Origin of the sequence: Actinomadura viridis (assembly GCF_015751755.1) — a bacterium.
Taxonomy (GTDB): Bacteria; Actinomycetota; Actinomycetes; order Streptosporangiales; family Streptosporangiaceae; genus Spirillospora; species Spirillospora viridis.
In genome coordinates this window covers 8,196,226-8,216,792 of record NZ_JADOUA010000001.1, presented here as the reverse complement: position 1 = coordinate 8,216,792, position 20,567 = coordinate 8,196,226, and the positions used below count along the sequence as shown (strand labels likewise).

Annotated in this window: 22 protein-coding genes; 11 read left to right on the top strand and 11 right to left on the bottom strand. The window is 74.4% G+C overall.

The features are described 5' to 3' along the window. Nucleotides 1-98: 98 nt before the first annotated feature. Nucleotides 99-968, bottom strand: a complete 870-nt coding sequence (locus IW256_RS37285; RefSeq protein WP_425549721.1) for a dioxygenase family protein — start codon at nt 966-968, stop codon at nt 99-101. An 84-nt stretch (nt 969-1,052) separates the two neighbouring features. Between IW256_RS37285 and IW256_RS37280 the strand changes: the two genes are divergently transcribed. Further along, entirely contained in the window at nt 1,053-1,547 is a 495-nt protein-coding gene (locus IW256_RS37280) for a MarR family winged helix-turn-helix transcriptional regulator (RefSeq protein WP_197015421.1), read from the top strand. 36 nt (nt 1,548-1,583) lie between these two features. On the opposite strand, the gene IW256_RS37275 is transcribed toward IW256_RS37280, so the two are convergent. Further along, nucleotides 1,584-2,684 (bottom strand): winged helix DNA-binding domain-containing protein, encoded by a 1,101-nt coding sequence (locus tag IW256_RS37275; RefSeq protein WP_307829318.1) that lies wholly within the window; start codon nt 2,682-2,684, stop codon nt 1,584-1,586. A 147-nt stretch (nt 2,685-2,831) separates the two neighbouring features. Between IW256_RS37275 and IW256_RS37270 the strand changes: the two genes are divergently transcribed. Beyond that, on the top strand, nt 2,832-3,197 hold the full coding sequence (locus IW256_RS37270; RefSeq protein WP_197015420.1) for a hypothetical protein: 366 nt from the start codon (nt 2,832-2,834) through the stop codon (nt 3,195-3,197). Nucleotides 3,198-3,249: 52 nt separating this feature from the next. Here the strand turns inward: IW256_RS37270 and IW256_RS37265 are convergent, their stop codons facing one another. Both IW256_RS37265 and IW256_RS37260 read right to left on the bottom strand, forming a co-directional pair. Further along, nucleotides 3,250-4,239 (bottom strand): phosphotransferase, encoded by a 990-nt coding sequence (locus tag IW256_RS37265; RefSeq protein WP_197015419.1) that lies wholly within the window; start codon nt 4,237-4,239, stop codon nt 3,250-3,252. A gap of 27 nt (nt 4,240-4,266) precedes the next feature. Then, nucleotides 4,267-5,142 (bottom strand): LysR family transcriptional regulator, encoded by an 876-nt coding sequence (locus IW256_RS37260; protein WP_197015418.1) that lies wholly within the window; start codon nt 5,140-5,142, stop codon nt 4,267-4,269. A 92-nt stretch (nt 5,143-5,234) separates the two neighbouring features. On the opposite strand from IW256_RS37260, the gene IW256_RS37255 reads away from it, so the two are divergent. Genes IW256_RS37255 through IW256_RS37240 form a run of 4 tightly spaced genes read left to right on the top strand, consistent with a single transcriptional unit; the run spans nt 5,235 to nt 8,678 of the window. Then, nucleotides 5,235-6,218, top strand: a complete 984-nt coding sequence (locus IW256_RS37255; protein WP_197015417.1) for a nitrilase family protein — start codon at nt 5,235-5,237, stop codon at nt 6,216-6,218. Nucleotides 6,219-6,274: 56 nt separating this feature from the next. Beyond that, a complete protein-coding gene (locus IW256_RS37250) occupies nt 6,275-7,102 on the top strand; it encodes a class I SAM-dependent methyltransferase (RefSeq protein ID WP_197015416.1) in 828 nt (275 codons plus the stop codon). After that, nucleotides 7,099-8,070, top strand: coding sequence for a saccharopine dehydrogenase NADP-binding domain-containing protein (locus IW256_RS37245; RefSeq protein WP_197015415.1), 972 nt, complete (start codon nt 7,099-7,101; stop codon nt 8,068-8,070). The genes IW256_RS37250 and IW256_RS37245 overlap by 4 nt, the downstream gene beginning before the upstream one ends. Then, the gene (locus IW256_RS37240; RefSeq protein WP_197015414.1) at nt 8,070-8,678 is read left to right on the top strand and encodes a TetR/AcrR family transcriptional regulator; all 609 of its coding nucleotides are present in this window, start codon (nt 8,070-8,072) and stop codon (nt 8,676-8,678) included. The genes IW256_RS37245 and IW256_RS37240 overlap by 1 nt, the downstream gene beginning before the upstream one ends. Here the strand turns inward: IW256_RS37240 and trpS are convergent. After that, nucleotides 8,668-9,639: a tryptophan--tRNA ligase gene (trpS, locus tag IW256_RS37235; RefSeq protein ID WP_197015413.1), complete on the bottom strand. Its 972-nt coding sequence runs from the start codon at nt 9,637-9,639 to the stop codon at nt 8,668-8,670. The genes IW256_RS37240 and trpS overlap by 11 nt on opposite strands. A gap of 228 nt (nt 9,640-9,867) precedes the next feature. Here trpS and IW256_RS37230 point away from each other — a divergent pair, with 228 nt between their 5' ends. The 3 genes from IW256_RS37230 to IW256_RS37220 all read left to right on the top strand — a co-directional run bounded on the left by IW256_RS37230 (nt 9,868) and on the right by IW256_RS37220 (nt 12,453). Further along, the gene (locus IW256_RS37230; RefSeq protein ID WP_197015412.1) at nt 9,868-10,356 is read left to right on the top strand and encodes a MarR family winged helix-turn-helix transcriptional regulator; all 489 of its coding nucleotides are present in this window, start codon (nt 9,868-9,870) and stop codon (nt 10,354-10,356) included. Nucleotides 10,357-10,438: 82 nt separating this feature from the next. Then, entirely contained in the window at nt 10,439-11,944 is a 1,506-nt protein-coding gene (locus IW256_RS37225) for a DHA2 family efflux MFS transporter permease subunit (RefSeq protein WP_197015411.1), read from the top strand. Nucleotides 11,945-11,979: 35 nt separating this feature from the next. Continuing rightward, on the top strand, nt 11,980-12,453 hold the full coding sequence (locus IW256_RS37220) for a pyridoxamine 5'-phosphate oxidase family protein (protein ID WP_197015410.1): 474 nt from the start codon (nt 11,980-11,982) through the stop codon (nt 12,451-12,453). Here IW256_RS37220 and IW256_RS37215 read toward each other — a convergent pair. From IW256_RS37215 to IW256_RS37200, 4 genes are all read right to left on the bottom strand, one after another. Further along, complete coding sequence (locus tag IW256_RS37215; RefSeq protein ID WP_197015409.1) at nt 12,450-13,676, bottom strand: MFS transporter; 1,227 nt, start codon at nt 13,674-13,676, stop codon at nt 12,450-12,452. The two genes, IW256_RS37220 and IW256_RS37215, sit on opposite strands and share 4 nt — an antisense overlap. Nucleotides 13,677-13,813: 137 nt before the next feature. Beyond that, nucleotides 13,814-14,590: an ABC transporter permease subunit gene (locus IW256_RS37210; protein WP_197015408.1), complete on the bottom strand. Its 777-nt coding sequence runs from the start codon at nt 14,588-14,590 to the stop codon at nt 13,814-13,816. Beyond that, nucleotides 14,587-16,128 (bottom strand): DUF1349 domain-containing protein, encoded by a 1,542-nt coding sequence (locus tag IW256_RS37205; protein WP_197015407.1) that lies wholly within the window; start codon nt 16,126-16,128, stop codon nt 14,587-14,589. Before IW256_RS37205 ends, IW256_RS37210 begins: the two co-directional genes overlap by 4 nt. Further along, complete coding sequence (locus IW256_RS37200; protein WP_197015406.1) at nt 16,125-17,057, bottom strand: ATP-binding cassette domain-containing protein; 933 nt, start codon at nt 17,055-17,057, stop codon at nt 16,125-16,127. The genes IW256_RS37205 and IW256_RS37200 overlap by 4 nt, the downstream gene beginning before the upstream one ends. Nucleotides 17,058-17,191: 134 nt before the next feature. Here IW256_RS37200 and IW256_RS37195 point away from each other — a divergent pair, with 134 nt between their 5' ends. After that, nucleotides 17,192-18,496, top strand: a complete 1,305-nt coding sequence (locus tag IW256_RS37195; RefSeq protein ID WP_197015405.1) for a sensor histidine kinase — start codon at nt 17,192-17,194, stop codon at nt 18,494-18,496. Continuing rightward, entirely contained in the window at nt 18,493-19,200 is a 708-nt protein-coding gene (locus IW256_RS37190) for a response regulator (protein ID WP_197015404.1), read from the top strand. The genes IW256_RS37195 and IW256_RS37190 overlap by 4 nt, the downstream gene beginning before the upstream one ends. An 18-nt stretch (nt 19,201-19,218) precedes the next feature. On the opposite strand, the gene IW256_RS37185 is transcribed toward IW256_RS37190, so the two are convergent. Both IW256_RS37185 and IW256_RS37180 read right to left on the bottom strand, forming a co-directional pair. Next, on the bottom strand, nt 19,219-20,130 hold the full coding sequence (locus IW256_RS37185) for a M56 family metallopeptidase (RefSeq protein WP_197015403.1): 912 nt from the start codon (nt 20,128-20,130) through the stop codon (nt 19,219-19,221). Then, complete coding sequence (locus tag IW256_RS37180; RefSeq protein ID WP_197015402.1) at nt 20,127-20,513, bottom strand: BlaI/MecI/CopY family transcriptional regulator; 387 nt, start codon at nt 20,511-20,513, stop codon at nt 20,127-20,129. Before IW256_RS37180 ends, IW256_RS37185 begins: the two co-directional genes overlap by 4 nt. Nucleotides 20,514-20,567 lie beyond the last annotated feature (54 nt).

Genomic DNA, 20,567 nt, shown 5'->3' with positions numbered 1-20,567 from the left:
CCGGCCAGGCCGTCCCGGCGGGGAACGCGCGAACCTGTCGAGCCCGCCGTCCAGCGGACGGCGGGCTCCGTGCTGCGGCGTCGCCTTTCCAGGGCGGGTCAGGAGAGCTGGAACGACCGCTTGGCCAGGCCGTACCAGTAGCCGTCGATGACCGACCGCCGCTCCCCAGACCCCTCCGACACGGCCCCTGTATGTGCTCCTCGTACCCCCTGGCGGGACGACCCCCCAGACCCCCCGACATGTGCTCCCTGTACCCCCTGGGGGGACGACCCCCCAGACCCCCCGACATGTGCTCCTAGAGCCACGAACAGCGGCGCGAAATGCTCACTCCGTGGATGGGCGATCCTCGCGGCGGGCGCCTTGACCTGGAAGTCCAGCAGCGCGTCCACGTCCCCGGCCAGCACGGCCCGGTCCGTCCACTCGTCGAACTCGGCCGACCAGGCGGGCGGGGGCGCGTCCGTCCCGGAACGCATCTCGCGCAGGTTGTGGGTGGTGAAGCCGCTGCCGATGATGAGCACGCCCTGGTCGCGCAACGGCGCGAGGCGGCGGCCGAGTTCGAAGAGGCGTTCCGGCTCCAGCGTCGGCATGGACATCTGGAGCACCGGGATGTCGGCGTCCGGGTACATCTCCACCAGCGGCACGTACGCGCCGTGGTCCAGGCCGCGTTCCTCGTCCTGGTGCAGGCCGGGAACGAGGGCGCGCAGGTCGGCCGCCAGCCCGGGGGCACCGGGAGCGTCATAACGGACCTGGTAGTACCTGCGATCGAAACCCCAGAAGTCGTACACGAGCGGAACGGGACGGGTCGCGCCGATGCTGAGCGGCGCCTCCTCCCAGTGCGCCGACACCATGAGGATCGAGGCGGGCCGCGGCAGGCCGGCGGACCAGCGGGCGAGCTGGTCGGTCCACACGGCGTCGTCGGCGAGCGGCGGGGCGCCGTGGCTGAGGTACAGAACGGGCATCCGGGTCATGGATCGGTCCTTCCCGGCGAAGTTTATTTGAAGGTTCAAATAAGCATGATACTTGAGTGTTCAAGCATTGGCTAGACTGGTGCCATGAGCGAGACCCGCTGGCTGGACGAGGACGAGCAGCAGACCTGGCGCGCCTTCCTGTGGACCTCCCGGCTGCTGAACGAGGCGCTGGACCGCCAGCTCCAGCGCGACTCGGGGATGCCGCACACCTACTACATGATCCTGGCGATGCTCTCCGAGGCACCCGGCCGCGCGATGACCATGACCGAGCTGGCCGCGATCGTCCGTTCCTCGCCGAGCCGGCTCTCGCACGCGGTGGCCCGGCTGGAGGAGTCCGGCTGGGTGCGGCGGAGCAAGCCGCCCAACGACCGCCGCACCACCATCGCCGAGCTGACCGACGAGGGTTTCGCCGTCCTGGAGAAGGCGGCCCCCGGCCACGTCGAGGAGGTGCGCGCCCGGCTCTTCGACCCGCTCGGCCGCGAGCAGGTGCTCCAGCTGCGCGAGATGCTGTGCGCGGTGCTGGCCGACCTCGATCCGGACGGCCGGACGCCCGACGTCTTCGGCCCGCCGTCCACGTAGCGCGCCGGGCCCCCTGCGAAAGGCGGGGGCCTGCGCTTAGAAGACCACCTCGTGCGACGTGGCGCGGGGGTGGGCGGCGGCCAGCAGGCGCCGCCCCTCGTCGGCCAGGGCGGCCCGGTCCGCCTCGGACACCGGCGCGAAGAGGTCGACCCGCAGCGTCGCCGCGCCCCGCCCGGTCTCCATCTTCCACGTGCCGTGGACGAAGCCGTCCACGAGCACGGTGGCCCGGATGATCCCGTTGACCGTGAAGACCCGCTTGCGGTGCTCCTCGGAGATGACCCGGGCCCGGTCGGCGTGGGAGAGCGTGAGGTTGTCGAACTCCGGGACGTACCGGACGGGGGCGGGCGTGGCGGGGTCGGGGCGCGGCGCCTCCGGCAGGTCGTACAGGACCCTGCCGTTCTCGTCGGCGAACGTGGTGAGCCCGGACCCGAGCCGTTCCACCACTTCCCCGAGCCGGGTCAGGCCGGACCACTGCTGGACGTCGGCGACGGTGGCCGGGCCGAAGGCGGCCAGGTAGCGCAGCACCATCCGCTCGATCGGCGGATCGTCGTCGGCCGGGCGGCCCAGCCAGCTCTCCAGCGTCGTGTGCCGGGCGGCCCCGCTCGCACCCCAGATGCCGCGCGGTGGGACCTGAACGAGCGGCAGCGCGCACCGCGCCGCCCAGGCCAGCAGCTCGGCGTCCATCTCCGGCCAGCGCTCGCCGAGATGGGCGCGCAGCTCCTTGTCCGTGCGGGGCTCCTCCTCCAGGAACCGCCGGGCCGCCTCGCGCACCGGCGCGAGGTCGAGGCCCGTCCCGTTGAGCGCGCCTCCCCGCCCGGTCTTCAGGTACCGGTCGAGCACCGCCTGGGTGAGCGGGCGCAGCGCCAGCGCGTCCCGGGCGCTGACCAGGTGGAGGGTGCCGCGCATGAGCACCATGCGCAGGGCGCGGCGTTCGCGCATCAGCCCGGCCAGCTCACCGAAGTCGAAGCCGTCCAGGCGGCTCCACAGCCCCACGTAGGGCGGGTTGGGCGCCTGGGACTGCATGCCGACCAGCCGCTCGATCGCCTCAAGGGCGGGGAGCCGGTGCCTGCGCAGCAGCATCTGCCGTTCCAGGAGAGCCCGGTTGAGCGCCCGCCGGCCGAGTACCTCGTTGGTCACCTCCTCAGTGTGGACGAGACCCCCGTCATTCTTTGGTGGCACCCCTTTTCCACCTCCGGAACGTTACTCAGCGTGCATGCTCTGTCCCACAATGTAATCGCATTCAGAAAGCACCCCGCGCCGTTCACCTTCACGAAAGGGATCAGCATGCGTCTCGCACTCAACGTCCGCCGTTTCGCGGTGGCCGCCGCGGCGGTCACCGCCACCGCGGGCCTTCTCCCCATCACCGCCACGGCCGCCCAGGCCGCGCCGGCGGGCCCGGTCCCGGCGTCCGCGCACGCCGCGCAGCGGCTGGATTTCCGCGCCCCAGGCATCATCATCTGGAGCGAGCCGAGAAAGGGTTCCGTGCGCAGGGGCCTCGGCTATCCCGGCCAGGGCTTCGAGTCCGACAAGGTCGAGAAGCACGCCTATTACATGTGCGACAACGGGCTCGACACCGAATGGTGGTACCACGGCCGCAACGTCGGCACGGGCGTCACCGGCTGGGTCCCCGCCTGCAACCTGACGTACTGAGCCGGTACGGGGTACGCGCCGACGCTCCGGCGCGTACCCCCTGCGGGAGGGCTCAGACGGCCCCGCGCACCAGCGCCTCGACCGTCTCGGTGAAGCCGCGCCAGGCGGTCTCGGTGTCGGCGGTACGGGTGTGCGGGGCCTGGAACCAGCCGATGTACTCGGCGACTTCGGCCAGGTCCCAGCGCAGGTGGTAGAGGGTGAGCGCGGCCGGGTCCGGCGTGCGTCCGGTCGCCTCCGTGTACGGGGCGAAGGCGGCCGTGTCCGCGCAGACCCCGGCCAGGTCGCGCTCAGGGTAGGCGAGGCCGACGGTGTCCCAGTCGACCAGCAGGTATCCGCCGTCCACCCTCAGGAGGTTGCCGGGGTGGGGTTCGCCGTGCGTCACCACGGGCGCCGCCCCGCTCCGGCGTACCTGGCCGGCCAGCCGGTCGAAGTCCCGGAGCCGGGCGCGCAGGGCGGCGGTGTTCCCGCCGAGGAGTTCGCGTGCGGGCTCGGAGTACGGTCCGCCTCGCCACTCGCCCGCTCCCCCGGCAAGCTCCTGCTCCAGCCGGCCGCGCCCCGGCGGGTCGAGCGGGATCTCCGGGGTCGCGCCGGGAGGGGTACGGCCGTGCAACTCGGCGAGCAGCCCGAGGACCTGCGCCCGCTCCTCCGCGGTCTGCTCCTGGCCGAACGCGCCGGGCGTACCGGCCACGTAAGGGAACACGCTCAACGCGTACCGGCCGTCCAGCGGGAGGACCGTTTCCCCGTTCTCGGAACGTACGGGGGCCACCACGAAGTCCAGCCCGTCGCGTTCCCTCAGTACCGCCGCCGTCTCCATGGCCCTGCGCAGACCGGCCAGCGCGGCCCGGGCGCCGCTCCCGCAGTGCTCCTTGTTCTCCAGGTCGGAGACGGTGGCGAACCAGCGCCGCCCGTCGGCCCCGGTGACCGTCCAGTGGTAGTCCCCGAAGCCCACCCGCGCGTAGTCCGTCTCCTCGGCGTCGATGCCGAACGCGCGCAGAATCTCAGGCAGGCGTTCCTCGTCCAAGCCGTCCGGCCGATCTTCCATGGGCGCACGCTAACAACGGCCAGGGTCTCAGGGCACGGCGTTTTCCGGCGCTCGGGACGCGGACGTGAGTTCTTCCACGACGGCGATGAAGCGGCCGGTCACGGCGTTGGCGAAGGCGGGGTTCCACACGGCGCCGATCCGCCACCGTGCCGCCGGATGGTCGATCGGCGTCACCGTCACCGGCGGCGGCGCGATGGCGGCGGCCTCGGACGGCACCAGCGCCATCCCGACGCCGGCCGCCACGAGGGCGAGGACGGTCTGCAGGTCGTGCGCTTCCTGGACCGGGCGGGCCCGGACGCCGAGCGCCGCGCAGTAGCGCTCCACCTGATCGACGAGGCCGGGGCCCTTGGCCCGCGCCAGCCCGACGAACGGCCCGTCCTCCAGGCGCGCCGCCGGGTCGGTGGACGCCAGTGCCAGCCGGTCGCCGCCCACCGGCAGGCGGCCCCAGCCGTCCCCGGCCGGCAGGCGCACGAACCCCACGTCCAGCTCCCCCGACTTCAGCAGGTCGAGCTGGACGCTGGAGGACATGTCCTCCAGCGTGATGGCGGTGTCCGGGTACCGGGCCCGGAAGGCGGCCACCGCCCGGGGCGCGGTCTGGATGCTGGACAGCCCGAACCCCACCGCCATCCGGCCGACCTCCCCGCGCGCCATACGGACCATCCGTCCGGCGAGGTCGTCCGCGCGGCGCAACAGGGTGCGCGCCTCGGGGAGCAGGAGCGTTCCGAGCGGGGTGAGGGCGGCCCCATGCCGGCCGCGGTCGAAGAGCCGCCCGCCCGCCCTGGCCTCCAGCGACTGGATCTGCTTGCTCAGGGCGGGCTGGGTGAGGGCCAGCTCCCGCGCGGCCCGCCCGTAGTGGCCGTGACGCGCGACCGCTTCGAAGGCACGGAGCAGGTGAAGTTCCATTCCATGAGGTTATGGCAGAGCGGAGAACATTCATTGGACGTATGGCACGTGCGTGGACTGTGCTGGGAGCCGCCCCCTTGGAAGGAGCACCCATGCTGCGCTGTGCCGTCGTCCAGTTCGAGCCCCGTCCCGATGACAAGACCTACAACCTGCGACGGATGGAGCATTTCGTCCGGGAGGCCGCGACCGGCGGTGTGCAGATGATCGTCTTCCCCGAGATGAGTCTCCTCGGCTACTGGCACCTGCGCCGCTACACCGCCGAACGGCTCCACGCCCTCGCCGAGTCTCTGGCGGGCCCTTCCGTCACGGCCATGAGCGCGCTGGCCGCGCGCCACGGCCTGGCGATCGGGATCGGGTTCCTCGAATCCGACCGGGGCGCGCTGTTCAACTCCTACGCGGTATGCCTGCCGGACGGCGGCGTCCACCGGCACCGGAAGCTGCACGCGTTCGAGCACGAGGCGATCTCCAGCGGCGACGCGTACACCGTGTTCGACACGCCCTGGGGCGTCCGGGTGGGGATCCTGGTGTGCTGGGACAACAACCTCGTCGAGAACGTCCGCGCGACCGCGCTGCTCGGCGCCTCGGTGCTGGTGGCCCCGCACCAGACCGGCGGTACCGACTCGCGCAGCCCGCATGGGATGAAGCCGATCCCGCTGGAGCTCTGGCACGGGCGGCACCACGATCCGGCCGCGGTCGAGGCGGCGTTCCGCGGTCCGGACGGCCGGGGCTGGCTGCTGCGCTGGCTGCCCGCGCGCGCCCACGACAACGGGCTGTTCGTGCTGTTCAGCAACGGGGTCGGGCAGGACGACGACGAGGTGCGCACCGGCAACGCCATGATCCTGGACCCCTACGGCCGGATCCTGGCGGAGACCTCCGTCCCGGCGGACGCCCTGGTCACCGCGGATCTCGACCTCGGCCTCCTGCCGCTGTCCACGGGCCGGCGCTGGATCCAGGGACGGCGCCCGGAGCTGTACGGCATCCTCACCCGCCGTTTCGGCGACGAACGCGACCCTCGTACCGCACGCTTCTCCGCCGACCCCGTCCACCTCGCTCCGCCGGAGGACCCGGGCGCTTGACCTCGGCTCGGTATGAACGTATGTTCATGAACAGACGTTCATACCGAGGGAGCGACATGACGCGGATCGTGAACGAGCATCAGGCGGAGGCCTGGAACGGCTACGAGGGGCGGCACTGGGCCGACAACCACGCCCGGTACGACGCCGTGAACGGCGGGTTCAACGACTTCCTGCTGGAGGCGGCCGGGATCGGCGCGGGCGACCGGGTCCTGGACGTCGGGTGCGGGAACGGGCAGCTGACCCGGCTGGCGGCACGGCGGGCCCGGGAGGCGGTCGGGGTGGACCTCTCCGAACCGATGCTGGCGCGGGCAAGGGAGCAGGCCGGCCTGGAGGGCGTCGCGAACGTGACCTTCGAGCGGGGGGACGCGCAGGTCCACCCGTTCCGGGACGGGGAGTTCGACGTGATGCTGAGCCGGTTCGGGATCATGTTCTTCGCCGACCCGGTCGCCGCGTTCGGCAACATCGGGCGGGCGCTGGGCCCGGGCGGACGGCTGGCGTTCGTGTGCATGACCGCGCTCGAGGGCACCGACCTGGGGACGGTCTTCGGGGCGATGCGGGAGCACCTGCCGACACCCACCGGCCAGGACGGCAGCGGCCCCACGTCGTTCTCCGACCCGGCCCGGATCGAGGAGGTGCTGGGCGCGGCGGGCTTCCGCGGCGTCGGCTGCGAGCGGGTGGAGGCGGACCAGCTCTGGGGACGGGACCTCGCCGACGCGGCGGCCTTCCTCGGCGCCTGGGGGCCGGTCAAGTACCACCTGGGGCTGGTCGGACCGGAGGCGGCGGCCAGGGCGCGCGAGGCCCTGACGGAGTCGCTGGCGCGGTTCGAGCGGCCCGGCGGCGTACGGCTGCGGGGGACGGCGTGGCTGGTCACCGCGGCGCGATGAGGCGGGTCGTGATCCTGGGCGGGTACGGGGCCGTGGGGCGGGAGGCCGCCGGGGCCCTGGCCGCCTGGTTTCCGGAGGTCGTGGTCGCGGGCCGCAGCCTCGCCAAGGCGCGGGAGGTCCCCGGCGCCGTCCCGCTCCGCGTCGATGTGAGCGACCCCGGCGACCTGGACCGGGCCCTGGACGGCGCCGACGCCGTGCTCATGTGCGTGGAGCGCGACAACGCCCGGGTCGCCGAGGCGTGCCTGCGGCGGGGCGTCCACTACGTCGACGTGTCCGCCTCGCACGAGGTCCTGGCGGCCATCGAGAAGCTGGACGCGGGGGACGCGACGGCCGTGCTCAGCGTGGGCCTGGCGCCCGGGGTCACCAACCTGCTGGCGCGGCTCCACGGGGACGGCCCGCCGGTGGAGATCGGCGTGCTGATCGGTTCCGGGGAGCGGCACGGTCCCGGGGCGGTCGAGTGGACGCTCGACGCGCTGGGCGAGCTGGGGCCGTCCTGGCGGATGCGGTTCCCGGAGCCCTTCGGCCGGCGCACCGTGCACGGCTTCCCGTTCTCCGACCAGCACACGCTGGGGGCCGGGCGGGTGCGCACGGGCCTGTGCCTGGATTCGCGGCTGCTCACGGCCTTGCTGACCGGGCCGGTGGCCCGGGCGGTGCGGACTCCCCGAGGGCGGGCGGCCGCGCTCGCGGCGCTGACGCGACTCCATGTCGGCGCCGACCGCTTCGCCGTGGTGGTCTCCTCGGGCGGGGTCTCGGTCTCGTTCGGCGGGCGCGGCCAGAGCCGGGCGTCGGGGCTGGCGGCGGCGCTGGTGGTACGGCGGCTGGCGGGGATGCCGGCGGGCGTGCGGCACATCGACGAGGTGGTGGAGCCGCTGCCGTTCCTGCGGGAGCTGGCCTCCTTCGGTTTCGCGTTCGACACCGGCGCGGGCGGCGGCGGGCAGGGCGGTCCCCGCGCATACGATGCGGGGTGATGTCACCGAGACGAGCCGCGGCGCTGCGGGACGGCGAGGACCGGAGCCTGCGCGAGCACCTGATCGCCACCGCCGAACGCATGATCTCCGAGGGCGGGACGGCGGGCCTGACCGTGCGCGGGATCGCGCGGGAGGCCGGGGTCGCCGACGGCGTGCTGTACAACCACTTCTCCGACAAGGAGGAGCTGCTGGCCCACGCGATGCGGGCCCACGTCCGGTCGGTCGAGCGGGGGCTGAGCCCGCTGCCCGACCCGGGCACCGGTGAGGTCGCGGAGAACCTGCGCGCCTACATCACCTACGGGCTCGCGCTGCACCACGGCATCCTCCCCGCCATGGCGGGGCTGATCGGGCGGCCGGAGGTCCTCGCCCGGTTCGCGGAGGCGAACGAACCGGGCGAGGACTGGCGCGACCGGCTGGTCGGTTACCTGCGGGCGGAACGGGCGCTGGGCCGGCTGGCCCCGGACGCCCGGGTCGAGGCCGCCGCGGCCATGATCGTCGGGGTGTGCCACGAGGCCGTGCTGTCCCTGCTGTTCCACGGCACCGCGCCGGAGCCGGACGTGGACGCGCTGGCGGCGGCGGTGCTGGACGGTGTCGGTCTCAGGTCATGACGGCCCGGACCTCGGCGAGGGTGCGGTCGGCCACCTCGTTGGCGCGTTCGTTGCCCCGCCGCAGCACCCGCCGCAGCTCGCCGCGGTCGAGCGCGGCGCGGCGGGCCCGGATGGGGCGCAGGAACTCGTTGACCGACTCGATGACGACCTTCTTGAGCCCGGCGGCCCCGCCCCCGCCGACCTCCTCGGCCACCAGGCGCGGGTCGCGGCCCTGGCAGAGCGCGGCGAGCCGTACCAGGTTGGACACCTCGGGCCGGGTGTCCGGCTCGTAGGTGATGTGCCGCTCGGCGTCCGTCCTGGCCCCCTTGATCAGCCGCGCGGTCTCGTCCGGGGTGGCGGAGAGCGCGATGGCGTTGCCCCTGCTCTTGCTCATCTTCCGGCCGTCGGTGCCGAGCAGGTTCGGGGTGTCGGACAGCAGCGCGTCCGGGACGGGGAACACCGGTCCGTAACGTTCGTTGAACCGGCGCGCGATCAGCCGCGTGATCTCCTGGTGCGGCAGCTGGTCCTTGCCGACGGGAACGAGGTCGGCCTTGCAGAACAGGATGTCGGCCGCCTGGTGGACGGGGTAGGTGAACATCAGCCCGCTCACCGTGGCCTGCCCGGACGCCTCGATCTCCTCCTTGACGGTGGGGTTGCGGCGCAGCTCGGCGACCGACACCAGGGAGAGGAACGGCAGCATGAGCTGGTTGAGGGCGGGCACCGCGGAGTGCTGGAAGATGGTGGCCGCGCCGGGGTCGATCCCCACGGCCAGGTAGTCGGCGACCAGTCCCTCGACATGCTCGGTGAGGCGGTCGGCCACGTCCCGGTCGGTGAGCACCTGGTAGTCGGCGACCAGCACGAACAGGTCGGCGCCCTCGCTCTGCAGGCGGACCCGGTTGGCCAGGGTGCCGAAGTAGTGGCCCAGATGCAGCGGGCCGGTCGGGCGGTCGCCGGTCAGGATCGTGACGGGCGGAACGGGCATGGTGGTGCTCCTCGGTGGTCGGAGGGCGGCCCGTCCGGTGCCGCCCCTCTCCGGGGAGCGGAAAGGGCCGTCCGGAAGGGACGGCCCTGGGCGTGCGCGGGTGGGTGGCCGTCCTAGGACGGCCACCAGCCCTGGCACGCGTGACGATTCATGCGTTCAGGATACCTCCGGGACATATACGGCAAGCGATAGATAATCTCCAAGCGGATGAAGTTGTACGCTGGGAGCATGGCCACCATCGCCCCCGGCCGCACCGAGCCGGATATCTCGTTCCTGCTGGACCACACCAGCCGGGTGCTGCGCACCCGGATGACCGCCGCACTCGCCGAGATCGGCCTCACCCCCCGGATGCACTGCGTGCTGGAGCACGCCCTGGAGGAGGAGCGCACCCAGATCCAGCTGGCCGAGATCGGCGACATGGACAAAACCACGATGGTGGTGACGGTGGACGCCCTGGAGCAGGCCGGCTACGCCGAGCGGCGGCCGTCCAGCCGCGACCGGCGGGCCCGGATCATCGCGGTCACCGACCGGGGCGCGGAGATCGCGCGCCGCAGCCAGGAGATCGTCGACCGGGTGCACGCCGAGGTGCTGGAGGCGCTGCCCGAGGACGAGCGCGCGGTGTTCACGCGCGCGCTGAACCGCCTGGCCGCGGGGCTTCTGGCGGAGCCGGTGGAGTGCCCGCAGCCGGTGCGGAGGCCGCGCCAGCGCAGCCGCTGACGAAAATCGATCCATGAAGGATCGTCTCTAACAAAACTATCTGCTACGGTCTCTCCATCGGTTCATCGATTGGGAGAGGCCCATGTCTCGTATCTCCGGTTCACCGCCCGGTCCGCCCGCGGGCCCGTCCGGCGGCGCGGCCCCGCGCTCGCGCTGGGTGGCCCTGGGCGTGCTCGCCACCGGCACGCTGATGACCATCCTGGACGGCAGCATCGTGACCGTGGCGATGCCCGCGATCCAGGACGATCTGGGCTTCTCGCCGGCCGGGCTCAGCTGGGTCGTCAACGCCTACCTGATCGCGTTCGGCAGCCTGCTCCTGCTCGCCGGGCGGCTGGGCGACCTGATCGGCCGCAAGCGCATGTTCGTGGCCGGGACCGTGGTCTTCACCGCCGCCTCGCTGCTGGCCGGCGCGGCCACCACCCCGGCCGTGCTGATCGCCGCGCGGTTCCTCCAGGGCGCCGGCAGCGCCATGGCCGCGGCGGTCAGCCTGGGCATCCTCGTCACGCTGTTCACCGACCCGGGCGAGCGCGCCCGGGCGATCGCGGTGTTCGCCTTCACCGGCGCCGCCGGGGCCTCGCTCGGGAGCGTGCTGGGCGGGGTCCTCACCGACGTCCTCGACTGGCACTGGATCTTCTTCATCAACCTGCCGATCGGGCTGGCCACGATCGCGGTCGCCGTCCCGGTGCTGCGCGCCGACCGCGGCCTCGGCCTCACGGCCGGCGCGGACGTCGCGGGAGCCGCCCTGGTGACGGCCGGCCTGATGCTGGGGATCTACACCGTCGTCAAGGTCGAGGAGCACGGCTGGGTGTCGGCGCACACGCTGGGCCTGGGCGCCGTCGCCCTGGGCCTGCTCGCCGCGTTCACCGTCCGCCAGGCCACCGCGCGGACCCCGCTGATGCCGCTCCGCATCCTGCGCTCGCGCAGCGTCGCGGGCGCCAACCTGGTCCAGATGCTGATGGTGGCGGCGCTGTTCTCGTTCCAGTTCGTCCTGGCCCTCTACATGCAGCGGGTGCTCGGGTACGGCGCCGCCGAGACCGGCCTGGCGATGCTCCCGGCCGCGCTCGTCATCGGCGCGGTGTCGCTGGGCGTCTCGGCGCGCCTGAACGCCCGCTTCGGCGAGCGCGCCGTCCTGCTGGCCGGGCTGGTGCCGCTGATCGCGCTGCTCGGCCTGCTCGCCCGCGTCCCGGAGGACGCGGACTACGCCGCGGACCTGCTCCCCCTGATGCTCCTCGCCGGGGGCTTCGGGCTCGCCCTGCCCGCGCTGACCGCGCTCGGGATGTCCGGGGCCGATGAGGACGACGCGGGCCTGGCCTCCGGGCTCTTCAACACCACCCAGCAGGTCGGGATGGCCATCGGCGTCGCGGTGCTGTCCACCCTGGCGGCGGGGCGTACCGAGGGCCTGATGAAGGCGGGCCAGAGCGAGGCGTCCGCGCTCACCGGCGGCTACCACCTGGCGTTCGGTGTCGGCACCGGCCTGCTCGTGGCCGCCTTCGCCATCGCGTTCGCCGTCCTGCGCCGCCCGCGGCCCGGCACGGCGGACGCGCCCGTGACCGAGAAGGCGCCCGACACCGTGTCCCACACCGCCTGACCCCGACCCGAACCCACGATAAGGAAGGCACTCCAATGTCCGAAAACGCCCCCGGCCCCGAAGTCCTCACCCAGGAAGACCTGTCACGGCTGCTGAGCGAGCACCTCTTCGGCGCTCTCGCGACCAACAACAGCGGCGGCCATCCCCAGCTGTCCACCGTCCTCTACCAGTGGGATCCGGCCGAACGCGTCGCCCGCGTCTCGTCCACGGCCGGACGGCTGAAGGTGCGGCAGCTCCGCCGGGACCCGCGGGCCGCGCTCTACCTCTCCACCCGGGACCACACCACCTATGTCGTCGCCGAGGCGACGGCCGAGATCGCCGCGACGACCGAGCCGGGCGACGCGGCGGGACGGGAACTGCTGGCCATGACGCCGGGCATCGACGACCCCGAGGAGCGGGAGGCGTTCCTGCGGCGCCAGGTGGACGAGGAGCGGGTGGTGATCAGGCTCCGGGTGCACCGCCTGTACGGAATGGCCCTCGACCTCCCGCCCGCACTGCGCGACGCCTAGCGGGCCCCGGCCCCGGCCCCGGCCCCGGACGGCCGGTCGGTCCCGGCACCGGGACGCGCCGCGGCGGCCGGCCGCGGCGCGAACCCGCCGGCGAGCACGATGATCAGGACGACCAGGGCGGCAGGGAGGGCGAAGACCGGCCGCATCCCGGCGGGCGCCAGGGCCCCGGCGATCGCCGCGCCCAGCACGAAGCCCACGTAGTTGAAGACGTTCAGCCGCGCCACCGCGACCCCGAGGCCGGTCGGGTCGACCCGACCGGCGGCGGAGAACGCGACCGGCGCGACGACGCTGAGGCCCAGCCCGGCCAGGGCGAACGCGGCGATCGCGGTGGCGGCGGAGGGCGCGGCCACCACGCCGGCCATCCCCGCCAGCCCCAGGATCCCGCCCAGCCGGACGACCTGGACGCCGCCCCACCTCCGGACGCCGAGGTCGGCCGCCGCGCGGGCGGCCACCATGGCGACCTGGTACGCGACGTAGCCCAGCGGAGCCGCGAAGTCGCCGCCGTCCAGGGTGTCCTGGAGGTACTTGGCGCTGTAGTTGGAGATGACGGCGTCGGCCAGGTAGAAGACGCCCATGGCCGTGCCCACGATCAGGACGGGGCGCCAGGGCACCCGCCGGGCCGCCGCCCTGAGCTCCTCGGCGCTGGGCCCGGCCGCCTCCTCGTCCTTGCGGTACAGCCCGCGCCCGGCGGCCAGCGACACGGCCGCGCCGAGGACGGCCGGGGCCAGGAAGCCGGGCCCCAGGGCCAGGTCCAGCCGGTTGGCCAGGGCCACCCAGAGGCCGCCGAGGATCCCGGCGACGCTCCACACCGCGTAGAACCCGGTCAGCAGGCTCACGCCGTACCGCCGTTCGACCGCCACCGCCTGCGCGTTCATGCCCGCGTCCACGGCCCCGACGAACAGCCCGAACAGCGCCACCGCCGCGTACAGCGCGACCAGGCCGCCTCCGGTCAGGCCGATCAGCGTCACCGCGACGCAGACGCCCGGCTGCGCGACCCGCAGCACCGGGCCGCTGCCGAAGCGGGCGAACAGCGCCCCCGACAGCACGCTGCCCACCCCGGCGATCAGCGGGACGGCCAGCAGCACCAGCGCGAGCGCCCCGTCTCCGAGCCGGTGGGCGTCCTGGACCTGCGGCACCCGCGTCACCAGCGAGGCGAAGCACAGTCCCTGGACGGCGAACACGGCGTTGACCGAAAGCCGTGCCCGGCGGTCCCGTGCGATCATCGGCGCCCCCTGGGCCCGCGAATATGAAGGAGATTCGCGTTAGCGTAGAGAGCGAGGGCCGCCCAGGTCAATGGCGCGGACGCGGCTCGCGCCGTGGAAGTCCAGCGACGCGGACTCCTCGGAAGGCCGCGGGCCGGTCAGACGTCGCGCGCCCGCAGCAGCAGGCCGCCGCCCAGCAGCGCCGCGCACGCCCACGCCGCGAGCACGCCGAGCCCTTCCCAGGGGCCGAGGGGCAGGGCGGACGCGCCGGTGGTCGCCTGGACGGCCAGCCCCGCGTTCATCGGGGAGATCCGCCAGAGGAACACCTGCCAGCCCGGATCGGAGACCAGGAAGGGCGCCGCCGAGGTGACGTACAGCAGGCCGAGCACCGCCCCGATCGCCGTCGCCGAGTCACGTACGGCGGCGCCGACGCCGAGGCCGAGCAGGGCGATCAGCACGAGGTAGAGGACCGAGCCGACGACGGCGCGCAGCACCGCCCCGTCGGCCAGGGACGGCGGCGGGTGGCCGTGCGCGGCGGTGAAGCCGTTGCCGGGCAGGATGAGCCGCCCGGCCAGCACGGAGGCGAGGACCGCGACGGTCCCGGCCGCCGCGGTCAGGGCCGTGACCACGGCCGCCTTGGCGGCGAGGACCGTGCCCCGGCGCGGCATCGCCGCCAGGGTGGCGCGGACCATGCCGATGCCGTACTCGCCGCCGATCGCCAGGACCGCCAGGCCGCCCGCGAGCGCCTGGCCCGCCTGGACGCCCGAGAGGCTGACCCGGGCCGTGTCGTACCCGCATCCCGGCCGGGGGCAGGACACGAGCGCCGCCGCGGCGGCGCTTCCGGCGACGGTCAGCCCGACCAGGGCGAGCAGCAGCCAGGGGGTCCCCGGCAGGGTGCGCAGCTTCGTCCACTCCGCCCGCATTTCCCGTCTCACGCGTCCCTCCGGCGCAGCAGGACGGCGGCCAGACCGAGCGCGAGCGCGGCGTACCCGCAGAACACGGCGAACCCGGCCCAGGGCTCCAGCGGGTAGTAGCCGCCCTGCGGTGTGTAGTGGCCGATCACCTGCGGATACTCCGGGACGCTCTGCAGGACGGCGAATCCGGCGGCCGGGGTCAGCCGCAGCACCCAATCCGCCGCGTCCGCGGGCAGGACCGAGGCGGTCGCGACGACGTGCGGCAGGACGGTCAGCGCGATCGCGGCGGTCACCGCCATGGCGCCGCGCCGGAACAGGCTGCCGAGGGCCAGCGCGAGGACGGCGCCGACCGCGAGCAGCGCCGCGGCCCCGACCACCACGCGCACCTCGGTGAACATCGTCACCGGAAGGACGTGGTTCCCGTTGGAACGCAGGATGCGCGTGCCGATCGGGACCACGGCCCCGGCGCCCAGCCCGGCGGCGAAGGCCGCCCCGGCGATCACGGCGGCCTTGGCCGCCAGTGCCCGGCCGCGCCGCGGACCGGCGGCCAGGGTGGTGCGGATCAGGCCCCGCCGGTACTCGGCGGTGACGAAACCGGCCGCCACCACGATCACCACGATCAGCCCGGTGGGCACGCCGGTCAGGGTGTCCTCCACGGTCCGGCCGTCCAGGCGCGGGGCGATGTCACCGGTCCCGGTCACGGTGAACCCGCCGCCGGACTCGGTGGCCCCGCCCGGATGGTGCGCCGCCCCGTCGGGCTCCAGGGTCGCCCCCACGTCGTCATGGCGCCACGTCCCGGCGGCCCCGCTCACGGCCCCGCCGGGCGTCGCCGCCCGCACGCCGACCCGGTCGAAGACGCCGGTGGCCTCGGTGAACCGGACCGCCGCCACGGTCCCCCCGAGATCGCCCCGGGTCACCCGCAGATCGCCCGGCGAGGTGACGAACAGCCCGACGCGCACGGTGGCCGGCAGCCCGTCCAGGCGGGCGGTGCCGACCCTCGTCCATCGCCTGCCGTCGGCCGACTCGTGGCCGGTGAGGGTGTCGCCGGAGCGGACCAGGCGCAGCCAGCGCGGGGCGTCCCTGGACGCTCCGCCCGGGCTCCCGGCCGTGTCGTGGGTGAAGTCGTGCTGCATCCGCACGCCGTGCTTCCCGGTGACCATCAGCGCCGCGTACGCCGAGCCCTGGCGGGTGCCGTCCTTGACCATGATCCCGGCCTTCGCCCACGGCACCACGCCGGGGACGACCCGCCGGACGCCCGGATCGGCGTCCGGCACCCGGATCCGCCCGGTCAGCGCGGTCACCCTGGCGGTGATCTCGCCGTTCCCGGCCAGCTCGCGGTGGACGAAGAAGAACTTGTCGTCCACCGCCTCGCCGCCCGGCCCCTTCGGGACGGCCGGGCAGACGTCGCTCGGCCCGCCGCACGAGGTATGGGTGCCGGTGGCGGACAGCACCCCGAGCAGCACGGTGGCCGCCGCCGCGGCCGACAGGCCGAGCACCCAGCCGCGGACCGTCCGGAACTTGGTCCATTCCGCGCGCAGCAGCCGCGCGAACCCGGTCACCGGGCCGCCTCCCGTCCGGCTCCGGCGCGGAACTCCTGCGCGTCCCCGGTGAGATCCATGTACGCCTCCTCCAGCGTCGCGCGATAGGCCGCCACCTCGGCGAACGGCACCCCGTTCGCGCCGAGCAGGGCCACGATCCGCGCCGCCTCCGGCCCGGTGACGGTGAGGGTGTCGCGGCCCGTGACGGCGACGGTCGCACCGGCGCCCGCCAGCACCGCCATCGCCTCCTCCCGCGCCGTGGTCCGCAGCGTGACCCGGCCCCGGGACGCGGCCGCGATCAGCTCGTCCACGCCGGTGTCCGCGACGACCCGGCCGCGGCCCGCCACGACGAGCCGGTCGGCGGTGTCCTGCATCTCGCTCATCAGGTGGCTGGACACCAGGACGGCGCGGCCCTCGGCGGCCAGCGACCGCAGCAGGCCGCGGATCCACACGACGCCCTCGGGGTCCAGGCCGTTCACCGGCTCGTCCAGCATCAGCACCGGCGGGTCGCCGAGCAGCGCCGCGGCGATCCCCAGCCGCTGCCGCATGCCCATCGAGAAGCCGCCCGTCCTGCGCCGCGCCGCGGAACCCAGGCCGACCTGCTCGATCACCGCGTCCACCCGGCGGGTGCCCAGCCCCTGGGAGCGGGCCAGCCACAGCAGGTGGTTCCGGGCGGTACGGCTCGGCTGCAGCGCGGCGGCGTCCAGCAGCGCCCCGACATGGCGGAGAGGGTCGCGCAGGCTCCGGTACGGCCGGCCGCCGACCAGCGCGGCACCCGCGTCGGCCGCGTCCAGGCCCAGGATCACCCGCATGGTGGTGGACTTGCCCGCGCCGTTGGGGCCGACGAAGCCGGTGACCCGCCCCGGCCGCACGGTGAAGGACATCCCGTCCAGCGCCACGGTCCGCCCGAACCGCTTACGCAATCCGGTCACTTCGATGCTCGCTCGCATGCCGGAGACGCTAGGGAACGGTGGCGGCGCGGGCGTCCCGCGGCCGAGCCATCTTCGCCGTCCCGGACGTGAGCGACCCGGCGTCCCTCCCACGAGGGATGCCGGAACACCGGCGACCCGCGACAATGACCTGCGTGAAGCGAACGGATGACCCGCCGGCGCGCGCGGCCGGGTGGGGGCGGCGGATCGCCGCGGCCGGGCGGACCGCCGTGGCGGGCCGAGCGCCCGTGCTGGGCGGCGCGCTGCTGGCGTTCCTCGCGCTGGCCGAGTCGTTCGCGCACGCCGGGAGCACACCGCTGGTTGCCGGGCGCATGGTGACCGCGCCGGTGAACGCGCCGGTGACCGGGCTGGTCGCGCACGGCGCGGGCCCTCCTCCTGAAGGGAGCGAGGGCCTGGCCCTGTACTTCGCCGTGTTCGGCCTGCTCGCCCTGGCCACCACGGCGCCGATCGCGCTCCTGTGGAAACAGCCGGCCACCGGAGCGGTGATCGTCTCCTCGGCCGGGGTGCTGTCCCTCACCGCCTTCCAGACCCTGACCGCGGCGGGCGTGGCCGCCACGCTGATCAGCGGGTACCGGCTCGGCCTGGCGGGCCGCCGGCACCTGGCCGTGCTGCTCGCGGTGCCGTTCCCCCTGCTCGCGCTGGCCGCCCGGGCAGGCGGCGAAGCGGGGGTACTGGCGTTGCTGGCGGCCTGCCTGGCCCCGGCGGCGGCCCTCGCCGGCATCGCGCGGCGGGCGCACGGCCAGGCGCTGGAGCACGGCGCCGCCCGGCGGGCCGCCGCCGACTCCCTGCTGGAGCACACCGCGCGCGGGGAACGCGCCCGGATCGCCCGTGAACTGCACGACGTGGTCGCCCACCACATCTCCCTGGTCACCGTGCAGGCCGAGACGGCCCGGCTGGCCGTGCCCGGGATGCCGGACGACGGCGCGCGGCGGCTGTCGGCGATCGGCGACACCGCCCGGACGGCGCTGACCGAGATGCGGCGGCTGCTCGGCGTCCTGCGAGAGGACGCCGGCGACGGGGACGACCTGCGGCCCCAGCCGGGGCTGCGCCTGCCGGAGCTCAACCGGCTGCTCGACGCGGCGCGGGACGCCTCCGGGACCGGTGTCCGCCTCATCCTCCGTGGCACGCCGGTCACTTTGGACCCCGGTGTCGAGCTGGCGGCCCACCGCATCGTCCAGGAGGCCCTCACCAACGCCCGCCGGCACGCCCCCGGCGCCGCCGTGGACGTGGAGCTGGACTACACCGGCGACGGCCTGTGCCTGCTCGTCCGCGACAACGGCCCCGGCGCGGCGACCGCCGCGGTGTCCGGCGGCCACGGGCTGGCCGGGATGCGGGAACGGGCCGCCGCGGTCGGCGGCGAGCTGCGCTCCGGCGCAGCCGCCGGGGGCGGCTTCCTCGTCGAGGCCCGCCTGCCCGGACCCGGCCGGGCGGCCGGATGAGCGCGGCGGCCCCGGCGATCCGGATCGTGCTCGCCGACGACCACCCGGTGGTGCGCACCGGATTCACCGAGCTGCTCGGCACCCAGCCCGATCTCACCGTCGTCGCCACCGCCTCCGACGGGGCCGAGGCGGTGCGAGTCTGCGCCGAGCTGTCCCCCGACGTCGTCCTCATGGACGTCCGCATGCCCGGCATGGACGGCATCGAGGCCACCCGGCGGCTCGCCGAGGCCCCATCCGCCGGCGCCCCGTCCGCCCGGCCGCGCGTCCTCATCCTGACCACGTTCGACCTGGACGTGTACGTCTACGACGCGCTCCGGGCCGGCGCCAGCGGCTTCCTGCTCAAGGACGTGACCGCCGAGCGGCTGTTCGACGCGGTCCGCGTCATCGCCGCCGGCGAGGCGCTGCTCGCCCCGGCCGTCACCCGCCGGCTCATCGCCGAGTTCGCCCGGCTCCGGCCCGGGCCCGGCACCGCCGCGACGGCCGCGCTGGGCACCCTCACCCCGCGCGAGACCGAGGTGCTGCGGCTGCTGGCCGAGGGCCTGTCCAACCCGGAGGTGGCGGCCCGGCTCACGGTCACCGAGGAGACCGTGAAGACGCACGTCAGCCGCTTGCTGCACAAGCTCGGGCTGCGCGACCGGACTCAGGCGGTCGTCACCGCCTACGAGACGGGACTGGTCGTGCCGCGCACCCGCGGCACGACCTAGGGAGGACCGGGCCGGGCGTCAGTGCGGGAGCGTGTACAGGAGCACCGGCACCGAGATGAGGAGCGGTACGGCCACCGTGGCGGCGAGCCGGGTGGGGCGGCCGACCTGCACCGGGTCGAGCAGCCGGTTCACCCGCGCCATCACCGGGATGTCGCCGGTGTTGGCGACGCCGAGGGTGCCCGAGGGGGCGGCGGCGGGACGGGCGGCGGCGAACCGGAGCAGCGCCGTGGCCAGCTCGCGCGGCGGCCGATGCCGCCGGGCCCGGTCGTCGGCGGCCATCTCGATCAGCAGCTCGACCGCGTCCAGGCAGTTGCCCACCAGCCGGATCTGCGGGAAGACCTGGCGCAGCGAGGCGAACGGGAGCAGCACCAGGTCGTGGCGCTCGCGGGCGTGCGCCCGCTCGTGCGCCAGGACCGCGGCCAGCTCCGCCGGGTCGAGCAGCGCGAGCGTCCCGGCGCTGACGACCACCTTGGACGAGCGGACCCCGGGGACGCAGTAGGCGGCGGCCCCGGGATGGTCGAGCACCAGGGTCCCCCGCGGCACGGCCGAGTCGCTGCGCGAGACCAGCGCCAGCAGCGCCCGGTGCCGGCGGCGGGCCCGGACGACGCGGACGACCGCGTACACGAGCATGACCACCAGGACGGCGGTCAGGCTGATCGCGGCCAGCAGCGCGGCGACATGGCCGGCGGCGAGCCGGCCGGCCTGGTCGTCGAACATGCCGGGCAGGCCCCCGACGATGCCCTGGTGATAGGGCAGCAGGGCCAGGCCCAGGAGCGTTCCGATGGTGGCGACGCCCCAGCCGAGCCCGAGCGCCTGCCAGAGGGCGATGCCCGTGCGCGGAGCGTGCCAGGTCCACCGGGCCCGCGAGAGCAGATGCGCCCCGCCGATGGTCCCGATCGAGATCAGTGCGAGCAGGGCGGTGCCGGTCATGCCGGTGGCTCCTTAGGGGCCGTCAGCTGGGCCAGCGCCTGGCGGATCACGGCGGCCTCGTCCTCGGAGACGGACTGGACGAAGTGCACCAGGGCGGCGTCGCGGTCGCCGGTCTCGTTGAGCGCGCCCAGCATCAGCTCGGTCACGTACCGCTCCCGGCTGGCGACCGGCCGGTAGCGCCAGGCCCGGCCGTCCCGCTCACGCTGGAGGAAGCCCTTCTTGGCCAGCCGGTCGAGCACGGTCATCACGGTGGTGTGCGCGAGGTCGCGGTCACCGGCCAGGGCCCGGCTCACGTCGCGCGCGGTGGCCGCGACGGCGCCGGAGTCCTCCCTCGCCCAGAGGACCTCCATGACCGTGCGTTCAAGCTCTCCCAGACCCTTCACGCCGCCAGGATACGCGATGAGAGGGAGATCACCACGTCGGGTAGTACTACCGGC

Excerpts from the sequence above, each read along its gene's own strand:
- IW256_RS37285 (WP_425549721.1), bottom strand. The coding sequence starts at position 968 with ATGACCCGGATGCCCGTTCTGTACCTCAGCCACGGCGCCCCGCCGCTC.
- IW256_RS37280 (WP_197015421.1), top strand. The coding sequence starts at position 1,053 with ATGAGCGAGACCCGCTGGCTGGACGAGGACGAGCAGCAGACCTGGCGC.
- IW256_RS37270 (WP_197015420.1), top strand. The coding sequence starts at position 2,832 with ATGCGTCTCGCACTCAACGTCCGCCGTTTCGCGGTGGCCGCCGCGGCG.
- IW256_RS37265 (WP_197015419.1), bottom strand. The coding sequence starts at position 4,239 with ATGGAAGATCGGCCGGACGGCTTGGACGAGGAACGCCTGCCTGAGATT.
- IW256_RS37260 (WP_197015418.1), bottom strand. The coding sequence starts at position 5,142 with ATGGAACTTCACCTGCTCCGTGCCTTCGAAGCGGTCGCGCGTCACGGC.
- IW256_RS37255 (WP_197015417.1), top strand. The coding sequence starts at position 5,235 with ATGCTGCGCTGTGCCGTCGTCCAGTTCGAGCCCCGTCCCGATGACAAG.
- IW256_RS37250 (WP_197015416.1), top strand. The coding sequence starts at position 6,275 with ATGACGCGGATCGTGAACGAGCATCAGGCGGAGGCCTGGAACGGCTAC.
- IW256_RS37245 (WP_197015415.1), top strand. The coding sequence starts at position 7,099 with ATGAGGCGGGTCGTGATCCTGGGCGGGTACGGGGCCGTGGGGCGGGAG.
- IW256_RS37240 (WP_197015414.1), top strand. The coding sequence starts at position 8,070 with ATGTCACCGAGACGAGCCGCGGCGCTGCGGGACGGCGAGGACCGGAGC.
- trpS (WP_197015413.1), bottom strand. The coding sequence starts at position 9,639 with ATGCCCGTTCCGCCCGTCACGATCCTGACCGGCGACCGCCCGACCGGC.
- IW256_RS37230 (WP_197015412.1), top strand. The coding sequence starts at position 9,868 with ATGGCCACCATCGCCCCCGGCCGCACCGAGCCGGATATCTCGTTCCTG.
- IW256_RS37225 (WP_197015411.1), top strand. The coding sequence starts at position 10,439 with ATGTCTCGTATCTCCGGTTCACCGCCCGGTCCGCCCGCGGGCCCGTCC.
- IW256_RS37220 (WP_197015410.1), top strand. The coding sequence starts at position 11,980 with ATGTCCGAAAACGCCCCCGGCCCCGAAGTCCTCACCCAGGAAGACCTG.
- IW256_RS37215 (WP_197015409.1), bottom strand. The coding sequence starts at position 13,676 with ATGATCGCACGGGACCGCCGGGCACGGCTTTCGGTCAACGCCGTGTTC.
- IW256_RS37200 (WP_197015406.1), bottom strand. The coding sequence starts at position 17,057 with ATGCGAGCGAGCATCGAAGTGACCGGATTGCGTAAGCGGTTCGGGCGG.
- IW256_RS37190 (WP_197015404.1), top strand. The coding sequence starts at position 18,493 with ATGAGCGCGGCGGCCCCGGCGATCCGGATCGTGCTCGCCGACGACCAC.
- IW256_RS37185 (WP_197015403.1), bottom strand. The coding sequence starts at position 20,130 with ATGACCGGCACCGCCCTGCTCGCACTGATCTCGATCGGGACCATCGGC.